The organism is Gordonia sp. McavH-238-E (assembly GCF_022348225.1).
GTDB lineage: Bacteria > Actinomycetota > Actinomycetes > Mycobacteriales > Mycobacteriaceae > Gordonia > Gordonia terrae.
In genome coordinates this window covers 187,856-211,629 of sequence record NZ_JAKRFE010000003.1, presented here as the reverse complement: position 1 = coordinate 211,629, position 23,774 = coordinate 187,856, and the positions used below count along the sequence as shown (strand labels likewise).

The window sequence follows — 23,774 nt, the reverse complement described above, 5'->3', positions numbered from 1 at the left end:
TCTTTACCATTTCGCCGATCCGCGGCGTTCACCGGGGGTCGGCCAGGGGCGGGGCCGCCGGTGCGGAGAGGTCGCGCATCGACTGTGGAAAACTATCGGCCATGAGCAACGGCACCTTGATCCTGATGCGTCACGGCGAGAGCGAATGGAATGCGTCCAACCAGTTCACCGGCTGGGTCGATGTGGCGCTCACCGAGAAGGGCAAGGCCGAGGCCGAGCGCGGCGGCGAGCTCCTCGTCGAGCACGACCTGCTGCCCGACGTCGTCTACACATCGCTGTTGCGCCGGGCCATCACGACCGCGCACATCGCGCTCGACCGAGCGGACCGCCTGTGGATTCCGGTGATCCGCGACTGGCGGCTCAACGAGCGGCATTACGGCGCACTGCAGGGCCTCAACAAGGCGGAGACCAAGGAGAAGTTCGGCGACGAGCAGTTCATGCTGTGGCGTCGTAGCTACGACACCCCGCCGCCGGCGATCGAGCCCGACGCGGAGTACAGCCAGGTCGGCGATGCGCGTTACGCCGACCTCGCCGAGGTCCCCCTCACCGAGTGCCTCAAGGACGTGGTCGACCGCTTCATCCCGTACTACCTCGAGACCATCGTGGCCGACGTGAAGGCGGGCAAGAACGTCCTGCTGGCCGCCCACGGCAACTCGCTGCGCGCGCTCGTCAAGCATCTCGACGGGATCTCCGACGACGACATCGCCGGACTGAACATCCCCACCGGCAACCCGTTGCGCTACGACCTCGACGACGACCTGAAGCCGCTGAACCCGGGTGGTACCTACCTCGACCCCGAGGCCGCCGCCGCCGGCGCCGCCGCGGTCGCCGCGCAGGGGCAGAAGTAGGCGTCGGAGTCCGTTCGGACATCCAGACGTGACACGTTTCGCCATGGCGTCGATGGTGTGGCGCGCGCTACATTAGACGGCATGGCGGACGTGGGAAACCTGCGAATCGAGCATTCACCTGCGCGGGAGCGGTACGAGGCGATCCTCGTCGCCGAATCCTCGGGCGAGGACGAGGTCGTCGGATACGTCGACTATGTCTCCGAGCCGTACCAGGTGGTCGTCACGCACACCGTGATCCGGGAACAGTTCAGTGGTCACGGCTATGCGGGACAACTGGTCCGGGCCGTCCTCGAGGACATCCGTGGCAGCGGCAAGCAGGTGGTGCCGGTCTGTTCCTATGTGCAACGTTTCATCGAGCGCCATCCGGAGTTCGCCGCCATGGCGGTACCGGTTCCCCAATGACCGTCCCGGTCGGGCTGATTCCCACGCTCGCGGGGTCTCCGGCCAACTCCGCGTGAACAACTGCCGAACACCTTCGTCAGATGTGCGTTCGGAGTTGGTCGAGCCGTAAGCTGCCCCTGTGACCGCCGCAATCTCCGCCGCGACGATCGCGTTCGTACTCGCGCTCTGCCTCGGTGTCCTGATCGGACGACGCACCCGGGACCCCAAACGGTCTCGCGGATTCGCGTTCATCGATCGCCTCTCACGTGGTTCCGCGTCCGCAGACGCCACCGCGACCGTCCTCCACGGCACCCTCGGCCCCCGTGCTGTGCCGACCTGGGCGGAGGTTCGCGACTCCGATGTCCAGGCGACCACCGATGACGGTCGGATGACCAAGGCCGGACTGCTGAGCATGGTGGTGCGCAACACCGAGACCGCCATCGCCGTCGTCGACGAGTTCCGCGACGTCGTGCTGTACAACCAGCGGGCCGTCGAACTCGGACTCGTGCGCGAGATGCTGCTGGCCGACCCCGTGTGGGATGCGGTGAAGGAAGTCCTCGACACTGGGGTCGCCCGCCGCTTCGAGTTCAGTCCGCCGATGTCGAGTCTCGGCTTCGTCTCGACGGGCCGGACCCCACGGCCCAGCGTCGAACACGTGCGCTGCCACGCCAAGATCGTCGCGCAGGGCGACGAACGCTACGTCGTCGCATACGGGCTCGACGACACCGAACACAAACGCGTGGAGGCCACCCGGCGGGACTTCGTCGCCAACGTCTCACACGAACTCAAGACACCGGTGGGGGCCATCGGCCTGCTCGCCGAGGCGCTGCTGGAGTCGGCCGACGACACCGACTCGGTACAGCACTTCAGCCGTCGCGTGGTCGGCGAGACCAAGCGCATGGGCAACATGGTGAGCGAACTGCTGGCGCTGTCCCGGCTGCAGGACGGCGTCACGCCGGAGTTCACCTGCATCGATGTCGATTCGCTCATCGACGACGCGCTGGCGTCGGCGACCCTCGCCGCCGAGGCGGCGGCGATCGAGTTGCGCGCGGACGACCCGATCGGGGTGATCATCCGCGGTGACCGGCCGCTGCTGCTCACCGCGTTGAACAACCTCATCTCCAACGCCGTCTCGTACTCACCGTCGGACACCGTGGTCTCCATCAGTCGCCGGGTCATCAAGATCGACGGCCGGCCGATGGTGGCCATCGCGGTCACCGACCGCGGGATCGGCATCGAGCCGGACGATCAGCAACGCGTCTTCGAACGGTTCTTCCGGGTCGACAAGGCCCGCTCACGGATGACCGGCGGCACCGGCCTCGGCCTGGCCATCGTCAAGCACGTGGCCGCCAACCACGGCGGCACCATCAACCTGTGGAGCAAGCCCGGTACGGGCTCGACGTTCACGCTCTGCATCCCGGAGGATCTCTCGGACACCGGCTGGCCGGTGGCGGCCGAGCAGGCCCTGTCCGATCCCGATTCCCCGCCCCGCGCACTGCCCTCCGCGGAGGGTGACGACCCATCTGCCCGACCCACCGAAGGACACACGAGTTGACCCACGTTCTGATCGTCGAGGACGAGGAATCGCTGGCGGACCCGCTGGCATTCCTGTTGCGCAAGGAGGGCTTCGAGGCCAGCGTCATCACCGATGGCGCACAAGCCCTGTCGACCTTCGATCGGGTGAGTCCCGACATCGTGCTCCTCGATCTCATGCTGCCCGGGATGTCCGGTACCGAGATCTGCAAGGCCCTGCGCACCAGGTCGAATGTCCCGGTGATCATGGTGACCGCGCGGGACAGCGAGATCGACAAGGTCGTCGGCCTCGAACTCGGCGCGGATGACTATGTGACCAAGCCGTATTCGGCCCGCGAGCTGATCGCCCGGATCCGCGCGGTGCTGCGTCGCGGCGGGGACGTCCCCGACGATGGTCTGGATATCGGGATCCTGGAGGCCGGCCCGGTCCGGATGGACGTCGAACGGCATACCGTGGCGGTCAACGGAACCCCGATCACGTTGCCACTCAAGGAGTTCGATCTCCTCGAATACCTACTGCGCAACGCCGGCCGGGTCCTGACCCGGGGCCAGCTCATCGACCGGGTGTGGGGCGTCGACTACGTCGGCGACACCAAGACGCTCGACGTGCACGTCAAGCGGCTGCGCTCCAAGATCGAGCCGGATCCGGCGAATCCCAAGCACCTCATCACCGTTCGCGGTCTCGGGTACAAACTCGAGGCCTGAGCGGCGGGCCGGACGACCCCCGCTCGACTACTCCGGAGGTTGCAGCTCGTATTTGACGTCGGTCTCGCGACGTCGTGTCGCGGCCTGCGTCGCCGGGTGGACAGCGATGAGGCCCAGTCCGTTTCGGCGCCGGCAGGCAGCCGCGAGGGCGGCGTAGGCGGCTTCGCCGAGCAGGGCGGTGAGCTCGGGTGCATACGATTCCCAGACCTGCTTGGCGCCGACGTGGGCGTCGGGGGAGCCCGAGCAGTACCACTTCAGATCGTGGCCGCCCTCGCCCCACCCGCGCCGGTCGAATTCGGTGATCGTCGTCTGGAGCACCTGTGTGCCGTCCGGCCGTTCCACCCAGTCCTGCTCGCGCCGTACCGGGAGTTGCCAGCACACGTCCGGCTTGACCGTCAGGGGTTCGAGTCCCTTGCGCAGCGCCATCGAGTGCAGCGCGCAGCCGACGCCGCCGGCGAACCCGGGGCGGTTGAGGAAGATGCACGCCCCCTTGTGAAGTCGGGTCTTGAGGGCGGGTTCGTCGTCGAGGTCGCTCTCCTCGAGGTAGCCCTTGGGGCCGACCGGATCCTTGCCCGAGCCCTTCCTGTGGAACTGCCAGTCCGCGGGCGTCAGCATCGCCACCCCGCGGGCGAGGGTCTCGCGATCGTCGTCGTCGGACAGGTACGCGCCGTGACTGCAGCAACCGTCGGTCTCCCGGCCGGGCAGGATGCCCTGACACGCCGGCGTGCCGAACACGCACGTCCAGTGCGAGAGCAGCCAGGTGAGGTCGGCCCTGATTACGTGCTCCGGATCGGCGGGATCGGCGAATTCGTACCATTCGCGCGGAAAGTCGAGTTCGACCTCCGGCGCGGGATCGATGCGGGGCGCGGACGGCGAGATGGCGGTCACCTCTCATACGGTAGCCGGGATCGGGCGGGGGAGGCTGCTGCACTACCGTTGACCCGTGCGCTTAGGAGTCCTAGACGTGGGCAGCAACACAGTCCACCTCCTGGTGGTCGATGCCCACCGTGGCGGCCATCCCACCCCGATGAGTTCGACCAAGGCGGTGCTGCGTCTGGCCGAGCAGATAGACGTCGACGGCCGGATGAGTGACCGGGCCGTCGCCAAGCTCATCGACTCGATCGACGAGTTCACCCATATCGCGCGGACGTCCGGTTGCGAGCAGATGATGGCGTTCGCGACGTCGGCGGTGCGGGACGCGACGAACTCCGACGATCTGCTCGACGAGATCGAGCAGCGGACCGGGGTACGGGTGCTGGTGCTGTCGGGTCGCGACGAGGCCCGCCTCACCTCGCTGGCGGTGCGCCGTTGGCGAGGGTGGAGCGCCGGGCGCATCCTCGCGCTCGACATCGGCGGTGGCTCGCTGGAGATGTCCAACGGTGTCGACGAGGAACCCGACGTGGCGTTGTCGTTGCCGCTGGGTGCCGGACGCCTCACCCGCGAGTGGTTGCCCGACGATCCGCCGGACCGTCGCCGGGTCGGTGTACTGCGCGACTGGCTCGACGCCGAACTGCGTGCGCCGGCGGCACAGCTGCTGGCACCCGGTGCGCCCGATCTGTGCGTCGGGACGTCGAAGACCTTCCGGAGTCTCGCCCGCCTGACCGGGGCGGCGCCGTCGAGTGCCGGACCACGGGTGCGCCGCGAGCTGACGACGAGCGGGCTGCGTCAACTCATCTCGTTCATCTCCCGCATGACCAAGGCCGATCGTGCGGAACTCGAGGGTGTCAGTTCCGACCGCGCCGGGCAGCTCGTCGCCGGTGCGCTGGTCGCCGAGGCGGCGATGCGCGCGTTGCAAGTCGATACACTGGAAATCTGTCCGTGGGCACTTCGCGAGGGTGTGATCCTGCGCAGGCTCGACGCCGAGCAGGCCGACTCGCTGGAGCCGACACCGGCGCGCGGCGTACACGAGGGCGTCGGCTGAGCCAGAGCCCCGGAGCAAGGACGTTCGAGAACGAGGACGGAGAGCCACTTCATGCCGAAGGATTCGGAGCCCGAATCTCGACCCATCTCGGTGTCGGAACTTCTCGCCCGCTCGCAGGGGGCGGAGAAGGACTCGCCGGCACCCTCGCGCGAGGGACGGGGACGCAGGCGCGCCGGACGTGACGGCTCGTTCTCGGTGTCCGCCCTGACCGGTGAGATCCCCAGGGTCACCGACGCCGACCCGGCACCCGAGACCCCGGCCCGGCCCGAGCCGGCCGCCCAACCCGGATCGACCGCCACGCCGGACTCAGCTGCCGAGCCGAAGACCCCGGCCCGGCCCGAGACCCCGACCAGGCCCGAGCCGGCTGCCCGGCCCGAACCGGCCGCACCGGCCGCGCGCGCCGAACGTCCGGCGCGGGTCACCCCGCCCGAGCGGGACACGACCCCCCGGGCCCGGCCGGACGCGACCGCAGCACCGTTCCCGCGTTCCGGGAACCCGATCGCACGTCGCCCGGCCGACGATCAGCCGGTCGTCGACCGCCCGCGTGCCGATCAGCAGCAGGGGCGGCCCGGCGGACGCACCGCCAGCGGGATGCCCGGTTACGGCCAGGGTTCCGTCCCGCCGATGTCGACCCGCGACTTCAGTTCGGAGGCGGTGGCACGCCGTCTCGGCCAGACCCCGCCGCGCGACTCCGCTCCCGTCGACCAGGAGTCGGCGAACGCCGTCACCGGGATCATCCCGGTGGTCGGTGAGAACGGTCAGGATCTGTCCGTCGTGGACTCCGACGATGTGGTCACCTACGACCTCAGCGAGGTCGACGCGGGCCCCGGCGGCCCCCGCGAGCGGGGTGACGGCGGGTTCTCCGAGGTCATGGACTTCGACGCCTACCGCAACTTCGCCGACGTGGAGGGGGACGGCGACAGGACCGGCGGTCGAGACCGTGCCGACGCGGGGGCGCGGAAGAGCGCAGCGGCGAAGAAGTCCAAGACGTCCGGTGTCGGCGGACTGGCACGGAAGCTCTTCGGCACCAAGAAGCGCGACCAGACCCAGAACGAGCGGACTGTCGACGAGCGCCGATCCGAAGAGGACGACCAGCACGACCGTGCCGGTGACGACTCGACGTCCGACTGGGCGGCGACCGCGGCAGCCGCCGCAACCGCGGGCGGGACGACGGCGGCGATCGCCGCGGCGCGGCCCGACGCGCACCCGGCCGACGACGACCTCGCCCACAGCGACCCGACCGATGTCCACGCCGGTGACACCCGAGCGACGGACCGCGCCACCGACGACCACCCGACCGAGGCCATCGCGCCGGTCGCGTCCGAGCAGGAGGTTGCCGGCCGGGTCGACCTCGTGAAGGACGACACTCCCGAGGGGCCCGTCGAGTCGGGGGAGCCGGATGAGTTCGACGCCCTGCACGACACGACGGACATCGACGAGACGCCCGGTGCCGAATCCGGGCACCCGACCCCCGCGGACGATCCGGCCGGGCACGACGCCGGCACGGTCCCGGTTGAGCGTGCCGAGGCCGACGACGCCCCCGACGGGGCAGTAGACGATGCCGAGCAGTCGCCGGTGAAAGCGTGGCTGCTGTTGTTCGGGCAGGCCGTGGCCGGTCTGGCCGTCGGCGTCGGTCTGTTCTGGGGCTTCACCGAACTGTGGCGCTGGAATCCGTACTTCGCGCTGGTGCTCGCCGTGCTGGTGATCTTCGGCATCGTGACGCTCTCGCACGTGGTCCGGCGCACCAAGGACCTGCCGACGACGCTGCTCGCGCTCGGTGTGGGTCTGCTGGTCACCATCGGGCCGCTGGTGTTGTTGGCCGCGTGAGCCGGCCCGAGCCGATGAACCCGCGTCCGGCGGCCGAGATCCCGATCGGGCTCTCGACGGCGTCGGTGTATCCCCAGAACACCGAGGCGGCCTTTGCCTATGCCGCCGAACTGGGGTTCGACGGTGTGGAACTGATGGTGTGGGGTGACTCGCTGAGCCAGGACATCCGGCGCGTCGAATACCTGTCGGACCACTATCAGGTGCCGGTGCTGTCCATCCACGCGCCGTGTCTGCTCATCACCCAGCGGGTCTGGGGGCGCGACCCGGTCGTGAAGCTGGCGCGCGCGGTGGAGGCGGCCGAGGACCTCGGCGCGTCCACCGTCGTCGTGCATCCGCCGTTCCGGTGGCAGCGTGGCTACGTCGCGGCCTTCGACGATCTCGTCGACGAGCTCGAGGCGGACAGCGGCATCGCCGTCGCGGTGGAGAACATGTTCCCGATGCGCGCCGACCGATTGTTCGGCGCGGGTGAACCCTCGGTTCGCCGCCTGGCCAAGCGGGGCGGCGGTCCCGGCCTGGCGGCGTCGGCGTTCGGCAAGTCCATCGACCCGACCGACGACGGTTACGCGCACTACACCCTCGACCTCTCGCACACCGCCACCGCAGGCGTCGACGCCCTCGCCCTTCTCGACCGGATGGGTTCGCGGCTCAACCACCTGCACCTGGCCGACGGCCACGGGGCGGCCACCGACGAGCACCTCATCCCGGGTGACGGCGGCCAGCCCTGCGCGGAGGTGTGCCGGCGCATCGCCGCGAGCGACTTCGCCGGGGCCGTTGTGCTCGAGGTCACCACCGGCAGTGCGCGCACGAAACCCGAACGCAGCGCGCTACTGGCCCGTTCGCTAGATTTTGCGCGGCGGCATCTCAAACGGGAGCTGCACCCCGAGCCGCTCGGCCAGTTCAGCCGCTGACTTCTCGGGGGACGAGTCTCCTCGACGAAGGCGGGACGATGACCAGCAAGATCACCGAGGTGCAGGAGCTGACCGAGGTGGGCCGGGGCGGTCCGGACTCGATCACCCTGCGGGCGCACATCGACGCGACGTTCACCATCGGTCCCAAGGTGCACGGCGGCACGCTGCAGATGGTGGTCGCCAAGGCGGCGCGTACGGCGCTCACCGCACTGACGCCGGACGGTGACCGGCTCGCGGAGTCGGCCGCCGCGATGATCCCGGTGGCGATCTCGAGCGACTACCTCACCGCCCCCGATGCCGCGGACATCGATCTGGAGATCTCCGTGCGCAAACGCGGACGCACCGTCACCGTGCTCACCGTCGACGCGGTCCAGCTCGGCCGTACCGTCGTGTCGTCGTCGGTCACCATGGCCCGGCCCGACAGCGGCCGGCCGCACCACTCCGCCCCCACGGTCCTCGACGCGCTGCCCGTGGAGCCGTCGCCGACGGGTATCCCGCTCGACGGTTCGCCCATCGCCGAGGTCAATCACCTGGGGGCCGCCATCGATCTGGTCCTCGACTCGGCGACGTTCCCCGTTGTCCGCGGTGAGACCGGCGAGCCGCTCGTGCGGGGATGGATCCGGCCGAAGGGTGTCGAACCCGACGAATACTTCACGGTCCTGGTGGGCGACATCTCGCCGCCCGTCGTGATGAACCTGGCCCTGTTCGGGTGGGCACCCACCGTCCAGTTGACCACCTATGTCCGGCGGCATCCCGCGCCCGGCTGGCTGCGATTCGCCGCCACGAGTTCCGAGGTCGGCCCCGGGATGTTCGAGGAGGACCATCTCGTGGTGGACTCGACCGGGACGGTCGTCGCACAGTCCCGCCAGCTCGCCCTCATCCCCTCAGGAAGGTAGACATCCGTGTCCGAACGCATCGCCATCATCGGCGGAGGCAAGATCGGCGAGGCACTGCTCGCCGGTTTGATCGGTGCAGGCACCCCGACCAAGGACCTCGTCGTCGCCGAGCGACTGGAGAGCCGCGCCACCGAGATCGCCGATGAGTACGGCGTGCTGGTCACCGACGTCAAGAGCGCCGCGGAATCGGCGCAGTACGTCTTCTTGGCGATCAAACCGGACGACGTCGACTCGATCCTGCGCATCCTGGCCTCTGCGGAGGACAACGCGGATTCCGAGCGGGTGACCGTGACGCTCGTCGCCGGTCTGCCGCTGTCGCGATACGAGAGCGCGCTGCAGGCCGGGTCGCCGGTCATCCGGGTCATGCCCAACACCCCGATGCTCGTGAACGAGGCGATGTCGGCGGTCTCGGCCGGACGCTACGTCGGTGACGAGCAGCTCCAGGCCGTGGTCAAGATCCTGCAGACGGTCGGCCGCGTCACGGTCGTGCCGGAGAAGCAGATGGACGCGGTCACCGCGGTGTCCGGTTCGGGACCGGCCTATGTCTTCCTGCTCGCCGAGGCGATGATCGACGCCGGCGTGGGCCTCGGCCTGACCCGCGCCCAGGCCTCCGAGATGGCGGTCCAGACCATCCGCGGCGCGGGCATCCTGCTGAGCGACTCCGGTCTGTCCGCGGTCGATCTGCGCGCGGCCGTGACGTCGCCCGGCGGCACCACCGCCGAGGCCATCCGTGAATTCGAGGCCAACGGCCTACGGCACGCCGTCTACCAGGCGACTCGCGCCTGCGCGGCCGCCAGCGCGCGGGGTGGACGTCGAGTGGAAGTCGAGGGTTTGGCGCAGGGACACGCCGTCACCGACACCCCATGAATTGTGGTCCAAGGGCCGACAAACCCCAGCATGTTGGGGTCGAGTCACAGGAATCTCAGAAATACCGGTCTCTCACGTCGCTTTTTTCACATCTGCCACGCTAAGCTTCTTTAAGCACGTGCGTGTCTGATGTCCGCAGGAGGGGAAGCCTGCGGCCGCGACGCGTGCACCGGAGGTATGAGTGATTCATGGCACCTGCAGACACTCCTGGTGACAGGACAGGCGCAGTGAGCAATGCGGCTTCGGCGTCGCAGTTCCTCACTGTCGCCGAGGTTGCATCGTTGATGCGCGTTTCGAAGATGACCGTCTACCGTCTCGTCCACAACGGCGAACTGCCCGCGGTTCGGGTCGGACGCTCGTTCCGTGTGCACGCGAAAGCGGTCCACGACTATCTGGAGACGTCCTACTTCGACGCCGGCTGATCCGGCGCGTTGGACGCCTGAACAGCAGTTTTCTCGACAGACCTCCGTGGCCGGCCCTGTGCCGGCCACGGGGGTCTTCTGCTTCGACGGTGCCGGCGGCGGAGGGTGTGAGTCGCTTCGAAGGCCCGGTTCGGTGCTGTTCGGCGACCGCGATTTCCTGATCCGGCGTGCCGCCCGGTAGGCTCGGTGGTCGCGTACCTGGATGCGCCGGTGAGCCCTACGTGACACACCGCCGCTCGTCGCTTCGCTCCCGGCGCCGTTCCCGGCTGAAGTGCAGACCAGGGCCGAACAAGTACATCAGTGTCAATCGTGAGGAAGCGCCCCGATGGGTTCAGTGATCAAGAAGCGCCGCAAGCGCATGTCGAAGAAGAAGCACCGCAAGCTGCTGCGTAGGACCCGGGTGCAGCGTCGCAAACTCGGCAAATAGGCCTTTCTTCGGCATGGGGACCCGCTTCGGCGGGTCCTTTTGTCGTTCCGGGCGGCCTCGTCGGGCCGAATCGCCGGACTGCCGATAGCCTCGGGGTATGGCCGAACCCACCTCCGCCCCGCCCCGGGTGGTCCTGGTCACCGGGGCGTCGACGTTTCTCGGTGGCTACCTCGTGGCGCGCCTTGCCGCCAACCCCGACATCGAGAAGGTGCTCGCCGTCGATTCGCGGGTGCCGCGCAAGGACCTCCTGCGCCGGATGGGGCGGGCGGAGTTCCTGCGGGTCGACATCCGGCGACCCACCATCGCGAAGGCACTCGCCGCCTACGACGTGGACACCGTCGTGCATGCGGCGACCTCGATCGCCGACACCGCCCCGCACTCGGCGGCGATCAAGGAGTTCAACCTCGTCGGGGCGATGCAGGTGTGCGCCGCTTGCCAGCGCACGCCGTCGGTCAAGCGCCTCGTGCTGCGCTCGACGGCGATGGTCTATGGGGCGAGCAGTCGTGACCCGTCGCACTTCGCCGAGGAGACCCGGGCGCCCCGCGAGCCGAAGCGTGGATACGGTCGAGATCTACTCGACGTCGAGGGTTATGTACGCGGACTCGGCCGTCGGCGGCAGGACATCGACATCACCATCGTCCGCCCCCAGGCGATGTTGGGTCCGCGGATCACCACACGGATGAGTTCGTACCTCTCGCTGCCGGTCGTGCCGACGGTGATCGGTTTCCAGCCGCGTCTGCAGTTCCTGCACGAGGAGGATGCGCTGGCCGCGATGGAGCACGTGACCCTCGCGGGCAAGGTCGGCACGTTCAACATCTCCGGTGAGGGCGTGGTGACCCTCACCCAGGCGATCCGTCGTGTGGGACACGTCGAACTGCCTGTTCCGAGCAGTCTCCTGGCCCCGATCGCGGGTGTGTTCCAGGACCTGCGGTCGGCGAAGTTGAGGTCGTCGCAGACGGAATTCCTCACCTACGGCCGGGTGCTCGACACGACTCGGATGCGTACCGAACTCGGCTTCGTGCCGCGGTACACGACGCTCGAGACGCTGGACGATTTCATCCAGCGCAGCGGGGTGACGCCAGTGATCGGGTCCGATTCGTGGAGATCGCTCGAACAGCGGGTCGTCTCGGCTGCCCATCAGCTGCAGTGAAATTTCGGGTCATGATGGTGACGAAGTCGACGTGGGCATGCGCAACGTGAGTGCAACCTCTAGACTTGGACGTCAGACCCACATCGCGCCTACGCCGCGAATCGTTCTCCGCGACGGCTCGAGCGCGGAACATCAACGCAGATCCGGGCCCGGCCCGGTCCGGATCGCGTACCCAGGAAACAAGTAGGGGTGAGCACTTTGGCAGGTGGCGGAGCGACAGATGCACGTACCGCGAAAGTCATTCAGCTCTACACGTCGCCCTCGGGTCCTGATGCGCGTGGCGTCCGGGAGTCCGGCCGCCGTCGACATCCGAGCCAGCAGGTCGGGCACGATCGATCGAAAACCGCAGCAGCGCAACGTGCTTCGACGCTCGGTCATCCCAACACCGACGGCTTCGGTCGGGCGCCGGCGCGGGTGACCCCGATCAGCGACGAGATCACACTGCCCGACGAGGCGCTGGGTGTCGAGCACCGCGGCCCGTCGAAATCGAGTCCGCTGTTCAGCCTCGGCGCACTCCGCGGTGCGGTCGCCGACACCCTCACCTCGACCGCAGGGTTCATCCGGGAACGGATGGCGGGGGAGTACGAGGTCGACGAGTTCGGTTTCGACCCCCACTTCACCGATTCGGTGTGGTTCCCGGCCGTCCGCCAGGTCTATGAGAAGTGGTTCCGGGTCGAGGTCACCGGCATCGAGAACCTGCCGCGCGAGGGCGGGGCGCTCCTGGTCGCCAACCACGCGGGCACCATCCCGATCGACGCGGTCATCACCTCGCTGGCCGTGCGCGACAATCACCCCGAAGGCCGCTTCCTGCGCGTGCTGGCCGCCGACATGGCCTTCGACACCCCGGGGATCAGCGAGGTGGCCCGGCGGATCGGGGCGACGCTGGCATGCAACTCCGACGCCGACCGGCTCCTTCGCGCCGGCGAGCTGACCGCGGTCTGGCCCGAGGGGTACAAGGGCATCGGCAAGCTGTACAAGGACCGCTACAAGCTCCAGCGATTCGGTCGCGGCGGATTCGTGACCACGGCGCTGCGCAATGCCGCGCCGATCATCCCGGTGTCGATCGTCGGTTCCGAGGAGATCTACCCGATGCTCGCCGATCTCAAGCCCCTCGCCAAGATCCTCGGCCTGCCGTACTTCCCGGTGACCCCGCTGTTCCCGTGGCTCGGTCCGCTGGGCATGGTGCCGTTGCCGTCGAAGTGGCACATCCATTTCGGGCGCCCCATCGAGACCGGGTCCTACGACGAGGCGTCGGCCGACGACCCGATGGTGGTCTTCGACCTCACCGACCACGTGCGCGAAGAGATCCAGCAGACCCTCTTCCGGATGCTCAGCCGACGCGGGAGCGTCTACTTCGGCTGACGGTGCCCGCACCGCTCCGTCAGCTGATAACCATGAAGCATGCGTGCAGTCGTGTGCCGGAACGGCGAACTGACGGTCGAGGAGATCCCCACCCCGGAGCCCGGTGCGGGGCAGGTGTTGCTGCGGGTGCTGCGGGCCGGGATCTGCGGGTCGGATCTGCACGCCCGCGTCCACTGCGATGCCACGGCCGAGGTGTCCGCGGCGGTGGGTTACGACGCCTTCATGCGGTCCGGACAGTCGGTGGTCATGGGACACGAGTTCGCCGGCGAGGTGGTCTCCTACGGGCCCGGGTGCCGTAAGCGGTGGGCGCCCGGCACGCCTGTGGTGTCGGTGCCGATGATCCGGCACGGTTCGGAAGCGCACCTGACCGGACTGTCGGAGTCCGCGGCCGGTGGCTACGCCCAGTTCGTGCTGGTGTCGGAGGACATGACCTTCGAGATCCCGGAGGGTCTGCCGGCCGAGCATGCCGCCCTGACCGAACCGATGGCCGTCGCCCACCACGCGGTCCGGCGCGGCGAGGTCGGGCGCCGCGATGTCGCGGTCGTGATCGGCTGCGGGCCGATCGGCCTCGCGGTCATCACCATGTTGAAGGCGGACGGGGTCCGGACCGTCATCGCGAGCGACCCGTCACCCGGGCGGCGGGTGCTCGCACATCGGGTGGGTGCCGACATCGTGGTCGACCCGGCCACGACCTCGCCCTTCGAGCGGTGCGCCGAGGCGGGCAAGTACATCACCCGGGCCCAGGACCTGCTCGGCGCGGCGTTCGACGCGATGCGGACCCTTCGCCGGATCCCGCTCGTGCCGTGGTCGTCGCTGTTCCGGACGGCCGATCGCCTCGGTGCGACACCGAAGGGCCCGGTCGTCTTCGAATGCGTGGGTACGCCCGGGATGATCGAGCACGTGGTGACCGAGGCGCCGTTCCGGTCACGCATCGTCGTGGTCGGGGTGTGCATGGAACCCGACACCTTCCGTCCGGCCATGGCGCTGAACAAAGAACACGAGTTGCGGTTCGTGTTCGCCTATGACCCGGCCGAGTTCTACGACACCCTGCACATGATGGCTGACGGAGACGTCGACGTCGCACCGCTGATCACCGCGACGGTCGGTCTCGAGGGCGTCGGTGCGGCATTCGACGCCCTCGGCGGTGCCGAGCACCACGCCAAGGTGCTGATCGATCCGATGAGCGAGGTGGCCTCGCTCTAGGCGTTTGGTCGACCGAGCGCACTATTTCGTTCCCCGCTGGTTGAGCCGGCACCGAGCGTAGCCGCCGGGCCGAGCAAGCGACGAAGGAGCGCGTCGAGGTCGAGGCACCGCCCACTGCTGGTTGAGCCGGGCACCGAGCGTAGCCGCCGGGCCGAGCAAGCGACGAAGGAGCGCGTCGAGGTCGAGGCGCCGAGTCGAAACCACCTGGCGACCAGACCATCTCGGCGCAGCCACGGCACCATCGCGCGTGGTGACGAATACGATTGCGTCACAACGCCTACCCTTCACGGATCCACTGTGGATCAGTCTCCGGAATTGTCGGTGGTCGGGTTTAGATTGGTTGGCATCAGATCGCACCCCGGCCGGGGTGGGTCGGGGGCAATGTATCGGGGGGCATGGTGAGGGTGTGGACCGATCTGCCGGGCGAGTTCGTCGCCGGGGTCGATCCTGACCACGTCGGTGAGACCGACATGGTGATGTTGATGGCCGGGTTCGATGCCACACGACGCGGAGAGTCCTACCTGGCGTGGCATCGATATCAGACGATCGCCGTGATGGCCGACCGTCTGGTCACGACCACCGCGGACGGGTTTGTGATGGACGGTCACGCCGACTGCGCCGCCCGCATCGCCCGCCAGGCCGCGGTGTCGCGCCGGCAAGCCGAGAACCTGATCGACGAGGCAATCGCGCTGCGTGACCGGCTCCCCGAGACCGCTGAGACATTGCGCGACGGGATTCTGTCGCAGTGGCAGATCCGGCTGATCATCTCCCGCACCTTGTTGATCCCCGCCGATGACCCGATCACCCCCGCCCTGGATGCCGAGATCGCCGCCACCCTCCGTCGTCGCAAGGGTGTGTGGGACCGGGCCCGGCTACGGGACATGGTCGACCGGCTGGTGTTCCGGCACGATCCGGATGCGGTACGCCAGCGGCGCAAAGACGCGATGGACCAGCGTGGGGTGTGGACCCACGAACTATCTGACGGCACCGCAGAGTTGACCGCGGTGATGTCGGCGGAGAATGTGCGGATCTCCGCGAAAGCCATCGGCATCCTGGCCGATGTTGTCTGCGCGCGGGACGGCCGGACCAAGGACATACGTCAGTCGGATGCGATGTTCGCGCTGTTGACCCGCTCTACGTTCGAGTGTCAGTGCGACGGCGAACAGGAATGCACCGCGCAGATCCCGGACCCGCAGAACCTTCTCGACGCGGTCCGCGCCGAGATAGTGATCCATGTGGTCACCGACGCCGCGACGCTCGCCGGGGCGCCGGGGGTCGGGTTCCTCGACGGCCACGGCATCATCTGCGATGAGCATGTGCGTGACCTCGCCGCTCGCCCGGACGCCACTCTCACCCCGGTCACCCCGGCGCGTACCGCGCCTATCTACGTAGCCGAAACCGCCGACGATGCTCAACGGTGGACCGCCCAGCGCCCGGCGCCAGCCCAGAAGGATTGTGCCGACGACGGAAACGAACCCGCCGCAACGCACTCTGACGAACAGGCCGGTGACACCACAGCGTCGGTAGCCGTGGTCTATCCAGCAACCCATCCCGGTAACGGGTATCGGCCCACCACCGCGTGTGCCGAGTTCGTGCGGGTGCGGGATGGCTATTGCACCGAACCCGGTTCTACTCGTTCGGCCTTCGACTCCGATCTCGACCACGTCACCGAATACGACCACACCGATCCCGCCCGGGGCGGGGCGACGTCGAGTGAGAACATCAACGCCAAATGCCGGCCCGGTCACCTACTCAAAACCTACGGCGACTGGATCGATGAGCAGTACCGCGACGAAGACGGACGCCTGGTCACCGAATACACCACCCCCGAAGGCGTCACTCTGTACGGGGATGCCGAAACACTGGAAGACACCTTTCCCAACCTGCGGCGAATCCGGTTCGAACAAGCCGCCCAAGCACCACCCACACCCCGCGTGATCGCGCCCGCCGACAACCCAGAGCGCACCCACAGCCGACTGGACGCCAAACTCGCCCGCCGGCGAAACGAACGCGCCCGCAACAGACGAGCCCGCGCAGAACTCGACCGCCTCGATCCACCACCCTTCTGACAGTGGGACGGGCGGGGACCGTCAGCGCCGAAGATCCAGTGCCGCCCGGATGATCGATTCGGTGTCGATGCCGTGGAGGCGATAGACATCGTCGAGCGAACCCACCTGGCCGAACCTGCTGACACCCAGGGCGGCCCCCCGAACCGCGTTGACGCCGGTCAGGAACGCGAGGGTGTGCGGGTGGCCGTCGAGGACGGTGACCATCGGTGCCGCGCGGTCGGCGGGGAAGACCTGGTCGAGGATCCACGACGGGGAGTCGGACAGGCCGCGGCGTGCCTGCATCGCCTCGAAGAGCAGCCCGGGGCTGGTGACGCACACGACGTCGGCGTCCACCCCCTGGTCGGCGAGCCGGTCCGCCGCGGCGAGGGTCTCGGTGACCACCGCACCCATCCCGACCAGGGTGACCTGCGGGGAACTCGTGCGCCGCAACAGATATGCGCCCGCGACCGCATGTCGGCGGCGTCGTTCCCGGGCGGCGGGTTCCGTGGGGACGTCGGCGAGCCGCTGGTCGACCGGCCGCGTCGACAGGCGCAGGTACGACGACGTGCCGTCCGGCCGTCCGAGCCGGCCGATGCAGGACAACAGGATCCACTCCACGTCGAGCGCGAAGGCCGGTTCGTAGGTCACACATCCGGGTTGTTCGAGGCCGATCGACGGTGTCGTGATCGACTGGTGCGCACCACCTTCGGCTGCGAGCGTGACCCCCGACGGGGTGCCGACCAGGATCGACTGCCCGCCCGCGTAGATGCCGTACGACCATGGTTCCAGGGTCCGTTCGACGAACGGGTCGTAGAGCACGCCGATCGGGAAGAGTGGTTGACCCCACCTGCTCCACGTCGCACCGAGTTCGCCGATCAGGCCGGCCAGGTTGGTCTCGGCGATCCCGAGTTCCATGTGCTGGCCGGATGGACGTTCCCGCCAGTGCATGATCGTCTCGGAGTCGTCGTCGAACCAGTTGCGCCGCTCGTCCGGCGACCACACGCCGACCTTGTTCAGCCAGCCCGCGAGATTCGTCGTGGAACTGACGTCGGGACTGACCGTGACCACGCGCGCCGACGCCTCGGGCGCAGCCCGCGACAGCGCGAGCAACGCTCGGCCCAGGGCCGCCTGCGTCGTCGATGTCCCCGTCGGGGTCTTGCTGATGTCGGTCGGCACCGCCGGGGGAGGGGTGGGTTCGACGGGGTCGCGACGCAACCTCCGCGCCACCGATTCGCACAATGCGGCGGCCTCGGTGCCATCGGCGAATCCGGACCACGGATCGTCGACAGACGTCCCGAGGGCGGTGGCCAGTTCCCCGTACTGCTCGACCGTCAGCAGCGACGAGTGGTTCTGCGGGTGGCCTTCGGTCGGAAGGCCGTGCCCCTTGATGGTGTAGGCGAGGATGACCGTGGGACGGGTGTCGTCGATCTGGTCGTAGGCCGTGCGCAGGGCGTCGAGGTCGTGACCACCGAGGTTGCGGATCGCGGCGAGGAGGGTTGCGTCGTCGACGTCATCGATGACCCGGGTGACCGATTCGGCGTCGGAGCCCTTGCCCGGCAGCCGCTTTCGCACCTCATCTGCGTCGCAACGCAGGAGCCGCTGATATTCGGGGTTGGGCATGTCGAGGATGCGGCCTCGCAGTGCCGAGCCGCCCTCACGGGCGAAGAGGGTCTCGAGCAGGCGACCGAACTTGACGGCGATGACCTGCCACCCCGCCGCGGCGAACATCGCCTCCAGCCGGCCGGCGGCGATGTTGGGGACGACCCGATCCAGGGACTGCCGGTTGAGGTCGACGATCCACACCAGCTCGCCGAGTTCGGCGACCGACGGATCGAGGATCGCCTCCCACACCGCCCCCTCGTCGAGCTCGGCATCGCCGACGAGCGAGTATTGACGGCCGAGCACTGTTTCCGACCGGCGGTCGGCCCGGACTGCCTCGATGCCCGCGGCGTCGGCGGCCAGCCTGGTGTCGATGTAGCGGCGGGCCATCGCGCCCCAGATCGGCGCGGTGGCGCCGATGCCCACCGATCCCGTCGAATAGTCAACGGGGTCTGGATCTTTGGTGCGACTGGGGTAGGACTGCAGGCCGCCGAACTCGCGCAGCGTCGTCAGGTACGACTCATCGAGCAGTCCCAGCAGGTAGTTGATGCCGTGGAGTACCGGTGCGGCATGGGGTTTCACCGACACGCGGTCGCCGGGTCGGAGTTGTTCGAACCACAACGACGTCATGATCGACACCATCGAGGCACATGACGCCTGATGGCCGCCGACCTTCATTCCGGTCGCATTGCGACGAACGAGGTTGGCGTGGTGGATCATCGAGGTCGACAACCACAGCACGCGGTCCTCGACCTTCCGCAGCGCGTCGGTTGTCGTCCGAGCGTCGCCGGTTGGGCTCGCGATCGTCATGGTGCTCTCCCGGTGGAGTGATCGGCGGAGGTCAGCGCTGGCGTAAGAACCGGGCGGCGGCCGCGGCGCCCCCGCCCGCGGCGCCGAGCACGATCGCGGTCCCGGCCCCGTACTTGGCGGCCTTGCGCGCCGTGCGGAAGTCGTACATCTCCCACCCGCGGACCTTGGCGACGTCGCGCAGGTCGGTGTCGGGGTTGATGGCCACCGCGCGACCGACCAGCGACAGCATCGGCACGTCGTTGTGCGAGTCCGAGTACGCCGTGCAGCGCTTGAGGTTGAGCCCCTCCCGGATCGCGAGGGCGCGGACGGCGTGGGCCTTGCCGGGGCCGTGCAGGATGTCGCCGACGAGCCGACCGGTGAAGACCCCGTCGACGCTCTCGGCGACGGTGCCCAGCGCCCCGGTGAGGCCCAGGCGGTCCGCGATCGTCTGCGCGAGCTCGACCGGCGTCGCGGTCACCAGCCAGACCTGCTGTCCGGCGTCGAGGTGACGCTGGGCGAGGGCCCTGGTGCCCGGCCAGATCTTGTCGGCGATGTAGTCGTCGAAGATCTCCTCGCCGAGTTCGACGAGTTCGGAGGTCGGTTTGCCGGCGATGAAGGACAACGCCTTCTCCCGCCCCTCGGCGACGTCGCGCGCGTTCTCCTTGCCGGTGATCCGGAACTTCGCCTGCGTCCATGCGAAGTCCATGATGTCGCCGTAGGTGAAGTACTTCCGGGCCGCCAGGCCGCGGGCGAAATGCACGATCGAGGCGCCCTGGACCAGGGTGTTGTCGACGTCGAAGAACGCTGCAGCGGTGAGGTCTCGCCGGGGTTCGCCCGGGATGTCGGCCGTCTCGCGCGACCGCAGCGAGTCGACGGCGGCCTTGGCGCTGGCCTCGCCGGCGAGGGTCTGGCGGAGTTCGTGGGCGGTCTGGCGGAAGCGGCCGGTGGCCGCGGTCGCCCGCTGCGAGATCCAGGTCGTGACCCGGTTGTTCTCGTCGTCGCCGAGTTCGTGGAGTTCGGCGTCCTCGTCGAAGTCGTCGGTGAACTCCACTCGGGCGGCGTGCGACTCCCAGTCGTCGCCGGTCGGGCCGTCGCCCTGCATCGGATTGGGCGGGAGATCTGTCGCGTCGTCGGGCGTCTCGTCGTCCTGACGGTCTTCCGGGCCCGGGATCTCGCCCACTGCCCACCTCCCACGCGTAGCGCCAGCACTGCTTGCCCGGTACAGCCTAGTGGTGCCGGGGCCCGAAGTCCGACCCCCGCGCGGTGGCGGATCGCACATCCGCCCCGGGCCGCGTCACCCGGGTGATCGTGCGCGCGTGACGCTGGGAAGATGGTCGCCATGACGGTGGAACTGTTGACCCGTGCCGGCTGTCAGGCCTGCGCGGCGGCCCGAGCCGACCTGACCCGGATCTGCACCGACCTGGGCGTCGGGTTCACCGAGGTCGACGTCGACCGGGCGGCGGACGACGGGCGTGCCGACCTCCGCGCCGAGTTCGGCGACCGGCTGCCCGTGGTCCTGCTCGACGGCGACGAACACAGCTACTGGGAGGTCGACGAACCGCGCCTGCGGGCCGATCTCACCGGCCGTCGGTGAATCTATTCCCACGTCGACGCGGCGTCTAACACAGCACGACCGGTCGCGAGGGGCCGTGTGAACAGATTCACAGGCAAGTTATATCCTCGTTCCCATTGGGAAGAGTCGGGTCTCGGCGTCCGGTCGACGCCGACGAGTGTGCGGGAGTGAGCGTGGGCGCGGAACGTGCGAAGTCGGCTGACGCCGACCCTCCCGCGTCTGCCGTTCCCACCGCCGACATCCCCACCGCCGACATCCCCGGGCCGACGGTGACCCGGCTGGCCACCTACCTGCACGTGCTGCGCTCGTTCAGTCGCCGCGGCATCCTGCTGGCGTCCAGCGGCGAGCTGGCGACGGCCGCCGGGGTCAATCCCGCCATCCTGCGCAAGGACCTCTCCTACGTGGGCGCCAACGGCGTTCGCGGCGTCGGATACGACGTCGGTCGCCTGACCGCGCGGATCTCGATGACCCTGCACACCGACAGCATCCACACCGTCGCGCTCGCCGGTGCCGGTTCGCTCGGCCGCGCGCTGCTGTCACACGCAGGCTTCGGACGTGGGTTCCGGGTCGTGGCGATGTTCGACGCCGATCCCGCCCTGGCCGGCGCGGTCCTCGAGTCGGGGGGTCCGCAGGTGGCGCCCCTGACCGACATCGCGACCGTCTGTGCACGGGCGGTCCCGACGGTCGAGATCGCGGTGATCGCCACGGCCGACGACGACGCCCGGCTCGCCTTCGACGCCTTCGTCGCCGCGGGTGTACGGCAGGTGCTCAACGTCACGCCGGTGTCGCTTCCGGCGGAGTCGGATGTCGTCGTCAGACAGGTTGATCTAGCCTTGGAGCTACAGGTGTTGGCTTTCCAGGCCTCTCGCGGGCCGCGCGACGACGTCAAGGAGCCGCGCGGAACGAAGCGGGCTCGCGGGCACCAGGGAAACGCAATGGGTGAAGAAACGGTGACAGCGTGAGTGTTCTGTTGTTCGGGGTGTCGCACCGCAGTGCTCCGGTCGAGGTGCTCGAGCGGTTGGCGGTCTCCGACCACGACCGTCCCAAATTGATCGACGAGCTGCTCTCCTCGCGAGCGATCTCCGAGGCCATGCTCGTCTCCACCTGCAATCGGGTGGAGATCTACGCCGTCGTCGACGCCTTCCACCCGGCGCTCGAGGCCGTCGGCGCCGTCCTCGGCGACCACTCCGGCATGACCGTCAACGAGATGACCCGCCACGCCTACGTCCGGTACTCCGAGGCCGCCGTCGAGCATCTCTTCACCGTCGCGGCGGGCCTCGATTCGCTGGTCGTCGGCGAGCAGCAGATCCTCGGCCAGATCCGCAACGCCTACCTCAGCGCCGACGCCAACGACTCCGCCGGGCGCGTCCTGCACGAACTGGCCCAGCAGGCACTGCGCGTCGGCAAGCGGGTGCACACCGAGACCGGTATCGACCGGGCGGGTGCCTCGGTGGTCTCCGTCGCACTTCACCGCGCCAAGGCGCTGCTCACCGATCCCGCGACCGGCGCACACCGCCTGCGCCGCGCGGTCGTCGTCGGTGCCGGTGCGATGGGTGGTCTGGCCACCGCGCAGCTGGCCCGTGAGGGCGTCACCGAGATGGTCGTGGTGAACCGGACCGTCGACAAGGCCGACCATCTCGCGGGCAACATCGCCGCCAATCACGGCATCGACGTCCGGGGCGTCGGACTCGACGACCTGCCGGCCGCGATGGCCACCGCCGACGTCGTCGTGACGTGTACGGGTGCGATCGGCGCGGTCGTCGGCGTGGGATCGGTGCACGAGGCTCTCGCGTCTCGCGCCGGCGCCGGGAACGCGGCCGCGCCGCTCGTCATCTGCGACCTCGGTCTCCCGCGCAACGTCGACCCGGCCGCCGCGCGACTTCCGGGCGTGCACATCGTCGACATCGAGGGTCTGCGGGGTGACTCCGAGACCCAGGCCGCCGAGAACGACACCCTCGCGGCGCGGTCGATCGTCGCGTCCGAACTCGCCGACTACCTCACCCACCAGCGTCAGGCCGAGGTCACCCCGACCGTCGCAGCACTGCGCCAGCGCGCCGCCGACGTCGTCGAGGCGGAGATCCTGCGTCTCGAGACCCGGCTTCCCGACCTCGAGGGCGCCCAGCGCGACGAGGTCGCCAAGACCGTCCGTCGCGTCGTCGACAAGCTCCTGCATGCGCCGACCGTTCGGGTCAAGCAACTGGCGTCGACCCCCAACGGGGACCACTACGCCGAGGCGCTGCGCGAACTGTTCGAACTCAAGCCCGGTGCGGCCGAAGCTGTTTCGGCTCCCGACCACATCGGTGGCTTGCCCGCGGGTGACGCGGCGGGCGAGCTGGGCGACCGATGAGCGCAACCTCTCCCGCGCCGATCCGGATCGGCACGCGGGGTTCACTGCTGGCGACCACCCAGTCGCAGACCATCGCCGATGCGTTGACCGCCGCCGGGCATCCCGCCGAACTGGTCATCATCAAGACCGCCGGTGACGCCTCGGCCGCGCCGGTGGCCGAGATCGGCGTCGGGGTGTTCACCACCGCGATCCGCGTGGCGCTCCGGAACGACGAGGTCGACGTCGCCGTGCACTCGTACAAGGACCTCCCGACGGCGCCCGAGGACGACCTCACCATCGCGGCCGTCCCGACGCGCGTCGATCCCCGCGATGCACTGGTCGCACGCGACGGACTGGTGCTCGGCGAGCTCCCACCCGGCTCGGTCATCGGCACCTCGGCCCCGCGACGGGCCGCGCAGCTTAAGGCATTGGGTCTCGGTTTGGAAATCCGCCCCCTACGAGGCAACCTAGATTCTCGGTTGGGCAAAGTCGCCAGCGGCGAACTCGACGCAGTCGTGGTCGCCCGCGCCGGGCTCGTGCGGATCGGACGGACCGAAGTGGTCTCCGAAGCGCTCGAACCGGTGGTCATGCTGCCGGCTCCGGCGCAGGGTGCACTCGCTGTGGAGTGCCGCTCAGACGATGCCGAACTGGTGAGAATTCTCGCCGAGTTGGACGACAAGTCCACCCGCGCGGCCATCGATGCCGAACGGGCGGTACTCGCGGCTCTCGAAGCCGGCTGTACCGCACCGGTCGGAGCGATCGCGGAGGTGGTCGAGTCGATCGACGAGGACGGGCGCATCTTCGCCGAGCTGTCGCTCCGAGCGGCAGTGGCGGCCGAGGACGGATCGGACGTGATCCGCGCTTCGGCGGTGGGTCCGGTCGATCATGCCGTTCAGCTGGGCAAGGATCTCGCCGCCGAACTGCTGGAGCTGGGAGCGGGCGACCTCGTCAACTCTCCCTAGCAGAGAACGAACTGCAGCCCTCGCCGA

General features: G+C 68.8%; 22 protein-coding genes. 19 read left to right on the top strand and 3 right to left on the bottom strand.

Going from position 1 to position 23,774, the window contains the following annotated elements:
- The first annotated feature begins 101 nt into the window (after positions 1 to 101).
- From MHN80_RS05250 to MHN80_RS05235, 4 genes are all read left to right on the top strand, one after another.
- A complete protein-coding gene (locus MHN80_RS05250) occupies positions 102 to 848 on the top strand; it encodes a phosphoglyceromutase (protein ID WP_004019975.1) in 747 nt (248 codons plus the stop codon).
- Between the two features lie 81 nt (positions 849 to 929).
- Positions 930 to 1,250 carry a GNAT family N-acetyltransferase gene (locus tag MHN80_RS05245; RefSeq protein ID WP_239399995.1) on the top strand — a complete coding sequence of 107 codons (321 nt, stop codon included), beginning with the start codon at positions 930 to 932 and terminating at the stop codon, positions 1,248 to 1,250.
- Positions 1,251 to 1,368: 118 nt separating this feature from the next.
- Positions 1,369 to 2,784, top strand: a complete 1,416-nt coding sequence (locus MHN80_RS05240; protein WP_239399993.1) for a cell wall metabolism sensor histidine kinase WalK — start codon at positions 1,369 to 1,371, stop codon at positions 2,782 to 2,784.
- Complete coding sequence (locus MHN80_RS05235; protein ID WP_101820107.1) at positions 2,781 to 3,467, top strand: response regulator transcription factor; 687 nt, start codon at positions 2,781 to 2,783, stop codon at positions 3,465 to 3,467. The genes MHN80_RS05240 and MHN80_RS05235 overlap by 4 nt, the downstream gene beginning before the upstream one ends.
- Positions 3,468 to 3,494: 27 nt before the next feature.
- On the opposite strand, the gene MHN80_RS05230 is transcribed toward MHN80_RS05235, so the two are convergent.
- Positions 3,495 to 4,355, bottom strand: a complete 861-nt coding sequence (locus tag MHN80_RS05230; RefSeq protein WP_239399990.1) for a hypothetical protein — start codon at positions 4,353 to 4,355, stop codon at positions 3,495 to 3,497.
- A gap of 55 nt (positions 4,356 to 4,410) precedes the next feature.
- Between MHN80_RS05230 and MHN80_RS05225 the strand changes: the two genes are divergently transcribed.
- From MHN80_RS05225 to MHN80_RS05175, 11 genes are all read left to right on the top strand, one after another.
- Positions 4,411 to 5,388: a Ppx/GppA phosphatase family protein gene (locus MHN80_RS05225; RefSeq protein WP_172622045.1), complete on the top strand. Its 978-nt coding sequence runs from the start codon at positions 4,411 to 4,413 to the stop codon at positions 5,386 to 5,388.
- A gap of 51 nt (positions 5,389 to 5,439) precedes the next feature.
- The gene (locus MHN80_RS05220) at positions 5,440 to 7,215 is read left to right on the top strand and encodes a hypothetical protein (RefSeq protein WP_239399988.1); all 1,776 of its coding nucleotides are present in this window, start codon (positions 5,440 to 5,442) and stop codon (positions 7,213 to 7,215) included.
- Between the two features lie 14 nt (positions 7,216 to 7,229).
- The gene (locus MHN80_RS05215) at positions 7,230 to 8,123 is read left to right on the top strand and encodes a sugar phosphate isomerase/epimerase (RefSeq protein WP_239400332.1); all 894 of its coding nucleotides are present in this window, start codon (positions 7,230 to 7,232) and stop codon (positions 8,121 to 8,123) included.
- Positions 8,124 to 8,161: 38 nt separating this feature from the next.
- Positions 8,162 to 9,019: a thioesterase family protein gene (locus MHN80_RS05210; protein ID WP_239399986.1), complete on the top strand. Its 858-nt coding sequence runs from the start codon at positions 8,162 to 8,164 to the stop codon at positions 9,017 to 9,019.
- 6 nt (positions 9,020 to 9,025) lie between these two features.
- On the top strand, positions 9,026 to 9,886 hold the full coding sequence (gene proC / locus MHN80_RS05205; RefSeq protein WP_101820112.1) for a pyrroline-5-carboxylate reductase: 861 nt from the start codon (positions 9,026 to 9,028) through the stop codon (positions 9,884 to 9,886).
- Positions 9,887 to 10,074: 188 nt separating this feature from the next.
- Positions 10,075 to 10,308: a helix-turn-helix domain-containing protein gene (locus MHN80_RS05200; protein WP_004019963.1), complete on the top strand. Its 234-nt coding sequence runs from the start codon at positions 10,075 to 10,077 to the stop codon at positions 10,306 to 10,308.
- Positions 10,309 to 10,633: 325 nt separating this feature from the next.
- Positions 10,634 to 10,735 carry a 30S ribosomal protein bS22 gene (locus MHN80_RS05195; protein WP_003402602.1) on the top strand — a complete coding sequence of 34 codons (102 nt, stop codon included), beginning with the start codon at positions 10,634 to 10,636 and terminating at the stop codon, positions 10,733 to 10,735.
- A gap of 97 nt (positions 10,736 to 10,832) precedes the next feature.
- Positions 10,833 to 11,885 (top strand): NAD-dependent epimerase/dehydratase family protein, encoded by a 1,053-nt coding sequence (locus MHN80_RS05190; RefSeq protein ID WP_004019962.1) that lies wholly within the window; start codon positions 10,833 to 10,835, stop codon positions 11,883 to 11,885.
- 189 nt (positions 11,886 to 12,074) lie between these two features.
- Entirely contained in the window at positions 12,075 to 13,247 is a 1,173-nt protein-coding gene (locus MHN80_RS05185; protein WP_239399984.1) for a lysophospholipid acyltransferase family protein, read from the top strand.
- A gap of 39 nt (positions 13,248 to 13,286) precedes the next feature.
- On the top strand, positions 13,287 to 14,450 hold the full coding sequence (locus MHN80_RS05180; RefSeq protein WP_239399982.1) for a zinc-binding dehydrogenase: 1,164 nt from the start codon (positions 13,287 to 13,289) through the stop codon (positions 14,448 to 14,450).
- 395 nt (positions 14,451 to 14,845) lie between these two features.
- A complete protein-coding gene (locus tag MHN80_RS05175; RefSeq protein WP_239399980.1) occupies positions 14,846 to 16,519 on the top strand; it encodes a DUF222 domain-containing protein in 1,674 nt (557 codons plus the stop codon).
- A gap of 21 nt (positions 16,520 to 16,540) precedes the next feature.
- On the opposite strand, the gene MHN80_RS05170 is transcribed toward MHN80_RS05175, so the two are convergent.
- Together MHN80_RS05170 and MHN80_RS05165 are read right to left on the bottom strand one after the other, a co-directional pair.
- A complete protein-coding gene (locus MHN80_RS05170; RefSeq protein WP_239399978.1) occupies positions 16,541 to 18,907 on the bottom strand; it encodes a pyruvate dehydrogenase in 2,367 nt (788 codons plus the stop codon).
- A gap of 31 nt (positions 18,908 to 18,938) precedes the next feature.
- Positions 18,939 to 20,066 (bottom strand): HAD family phosphatase, encoded by a 1,128-nt coding sequence (locus tag MHN80_RS05165; protein ID WP_064569619.1) that lies wholly within the window; start codon positions 20,064 to 20,066, stop codon positions 18,939 to 18,941.
- Between the two features lie 159 nt (positions 20,067 to 20,225).
- Between MHN80_RS05165 and MHN80_RS05160 the strand changes: the two genes are divergently transcribed.
- The 4 genes from MHN80_RS05160 (at position 20,226) to hemC (ending at position 23,747) form a co-directional block, all read left to right on the top strand.
- Positions 20,226 to 20,480: a glutaredoxin family protein gene (locus MHN80_RS05160; protein ID WP_239399976.1), complete on the top strand. Its 255-nt coding sequence runs from the start codon at positions 20,226 to 20,228 to the stop codon at positions 20,478 to 20,480.
- A gap of 152 nt (positions 20,481 to 20,632) precedes the next feature.
- Entirely contained in the window at positions 20,633 to 21,421 is a 789-nt protein-coding gene (locus tag MHN80_RS05155) for a redox-sensing transcriptional repressor Rex (protein ID WP_033205317.1), read from the top strand.
- Positions 21,418 to 22,806 (top strand): glutamyl-tRNA reductase, encoded by a 1,389-nt coding sequence (locus tag MHN80_RS05150; RefSeq protein ID WP_101820117.1) that lies wholly within the window; start codon positions 21,418 to 21,420, stop codon positions 22,804 to 22,806. Before MHN80_RS05155 ends, MHN80_RS05150 begins: the two co-directional genes overlap by 4 nt.
- Complete coding sequence (gene hemC, locus MHN80_RS05145) at positions 22,803 to 23,747, top strand: hydroxymethylbilane synthase (RefSeq protein ID WP_004019953.1); 945 nt, start codon at positions 22,803 to 22,805, stop codon at positions 23,745 to 23,747. Before MHN80_RS05150 ends, hemC begins: the two co-directional genes overlap by 4 nt.
- Positions 23,748 to 23,774 lie beyond the last annotated feature (27 nt).

Excerpts from the sequence above, each read along its gene's own strand:
- MHN80_RS05250 (WP_004019975.1), top strand. The coding sequence starts at position 102 with ATGAGCAACGGCACCTTGATCCTGATGCGTCACGGCGAGAGCGAATGG.
- MHN80_RS05245 (WP_239399995.1), top strand. The coding sequence starts at position 930 with ATGGCGGACGTGGGAAACCTGCGAATCGAGCATTCACCTGCGCGGGAG.
- MHN80_RS05220 (WP_239399988.1), top strand. The coding sequence starts at position 5,440 with ATGCCGAAGGATTCGGAGCCCGAATCTCGACCCATCTCGGTGTCGGAA.
- MHN80_RS05215 (WP_239400332.1), top strand. The coding sequence starts at position 7,230 with ATGAACCCGCGTCCGGCGGCCGAGATCCCGATCGGGCTCTCGACGGCG.
- MHN80_RS05210 (WP_239399986.1), top strand. The coding sequence starts at position 8,162 with ATGACCAGCAAGATCACCGAGGTGCAGGAGCTGACCGAGGTGGGCCGG.
- MHN80_RS05200 (WP_004019963.1), top strand. The coding sequence starts at position 10,075 with ATGGCACCTGCAGACACTCCTGGTGACAGGACAGGCGCAGTGAGCAAT.
- MHN80_RS05195 (WP_003402602.1), top strand. The coding sequence starts at position 10,634 with ATGGGTTCAGTGATCAAGAAGCGCCGCAAGCGCATGTCGAAGAAGAAG.
- MHN80_RS05190 (WP_004019962.1), top strand. The coding sequence starts at position 10,833 with ATGGCCGAACCCACCTCCGCCCCGCCCCGGGTGGTCCTGGTCACCGGG.
- MHN80_RS05180 (WP_239399982.1), top strand. The coding sequence starts at position 13,287 with ATGCGTGCAGTCGTGTGCCGGAACGGCGAACTGACGGTCGAGGAGATC.
- MHN80_RS05175 (WP_239399980.1), top strand. The coding sequence starts at position 14,846 with ATGGTGAGGGTGTGGACCGATCTGCCGGGCGAGTTCGTCGCCGGGGTC.
- MHN80_RS05170 (WP_239399978.1), bottom strand. The coding sequence starts at position 18,907 with ATGACGATCGCGAGCCCAACCGGCGACGCTCGGACGACAACCGACGCG.
- MHN80_RS05160 (WP_239399976.1), top strand. The coding sequence starts at position 20,226 with ATGACGGTGGAACTGTTGACCCGTGCCGGCTGTCAGGCCTGCGCGGCG.
- hemC (WP_004019953.1), top strand. The coding sequence starts at position 22,803 with ATGAGCGCAACCTCTCCCGCGCCGATCCGGATCGGCACGCGGGGTTCA.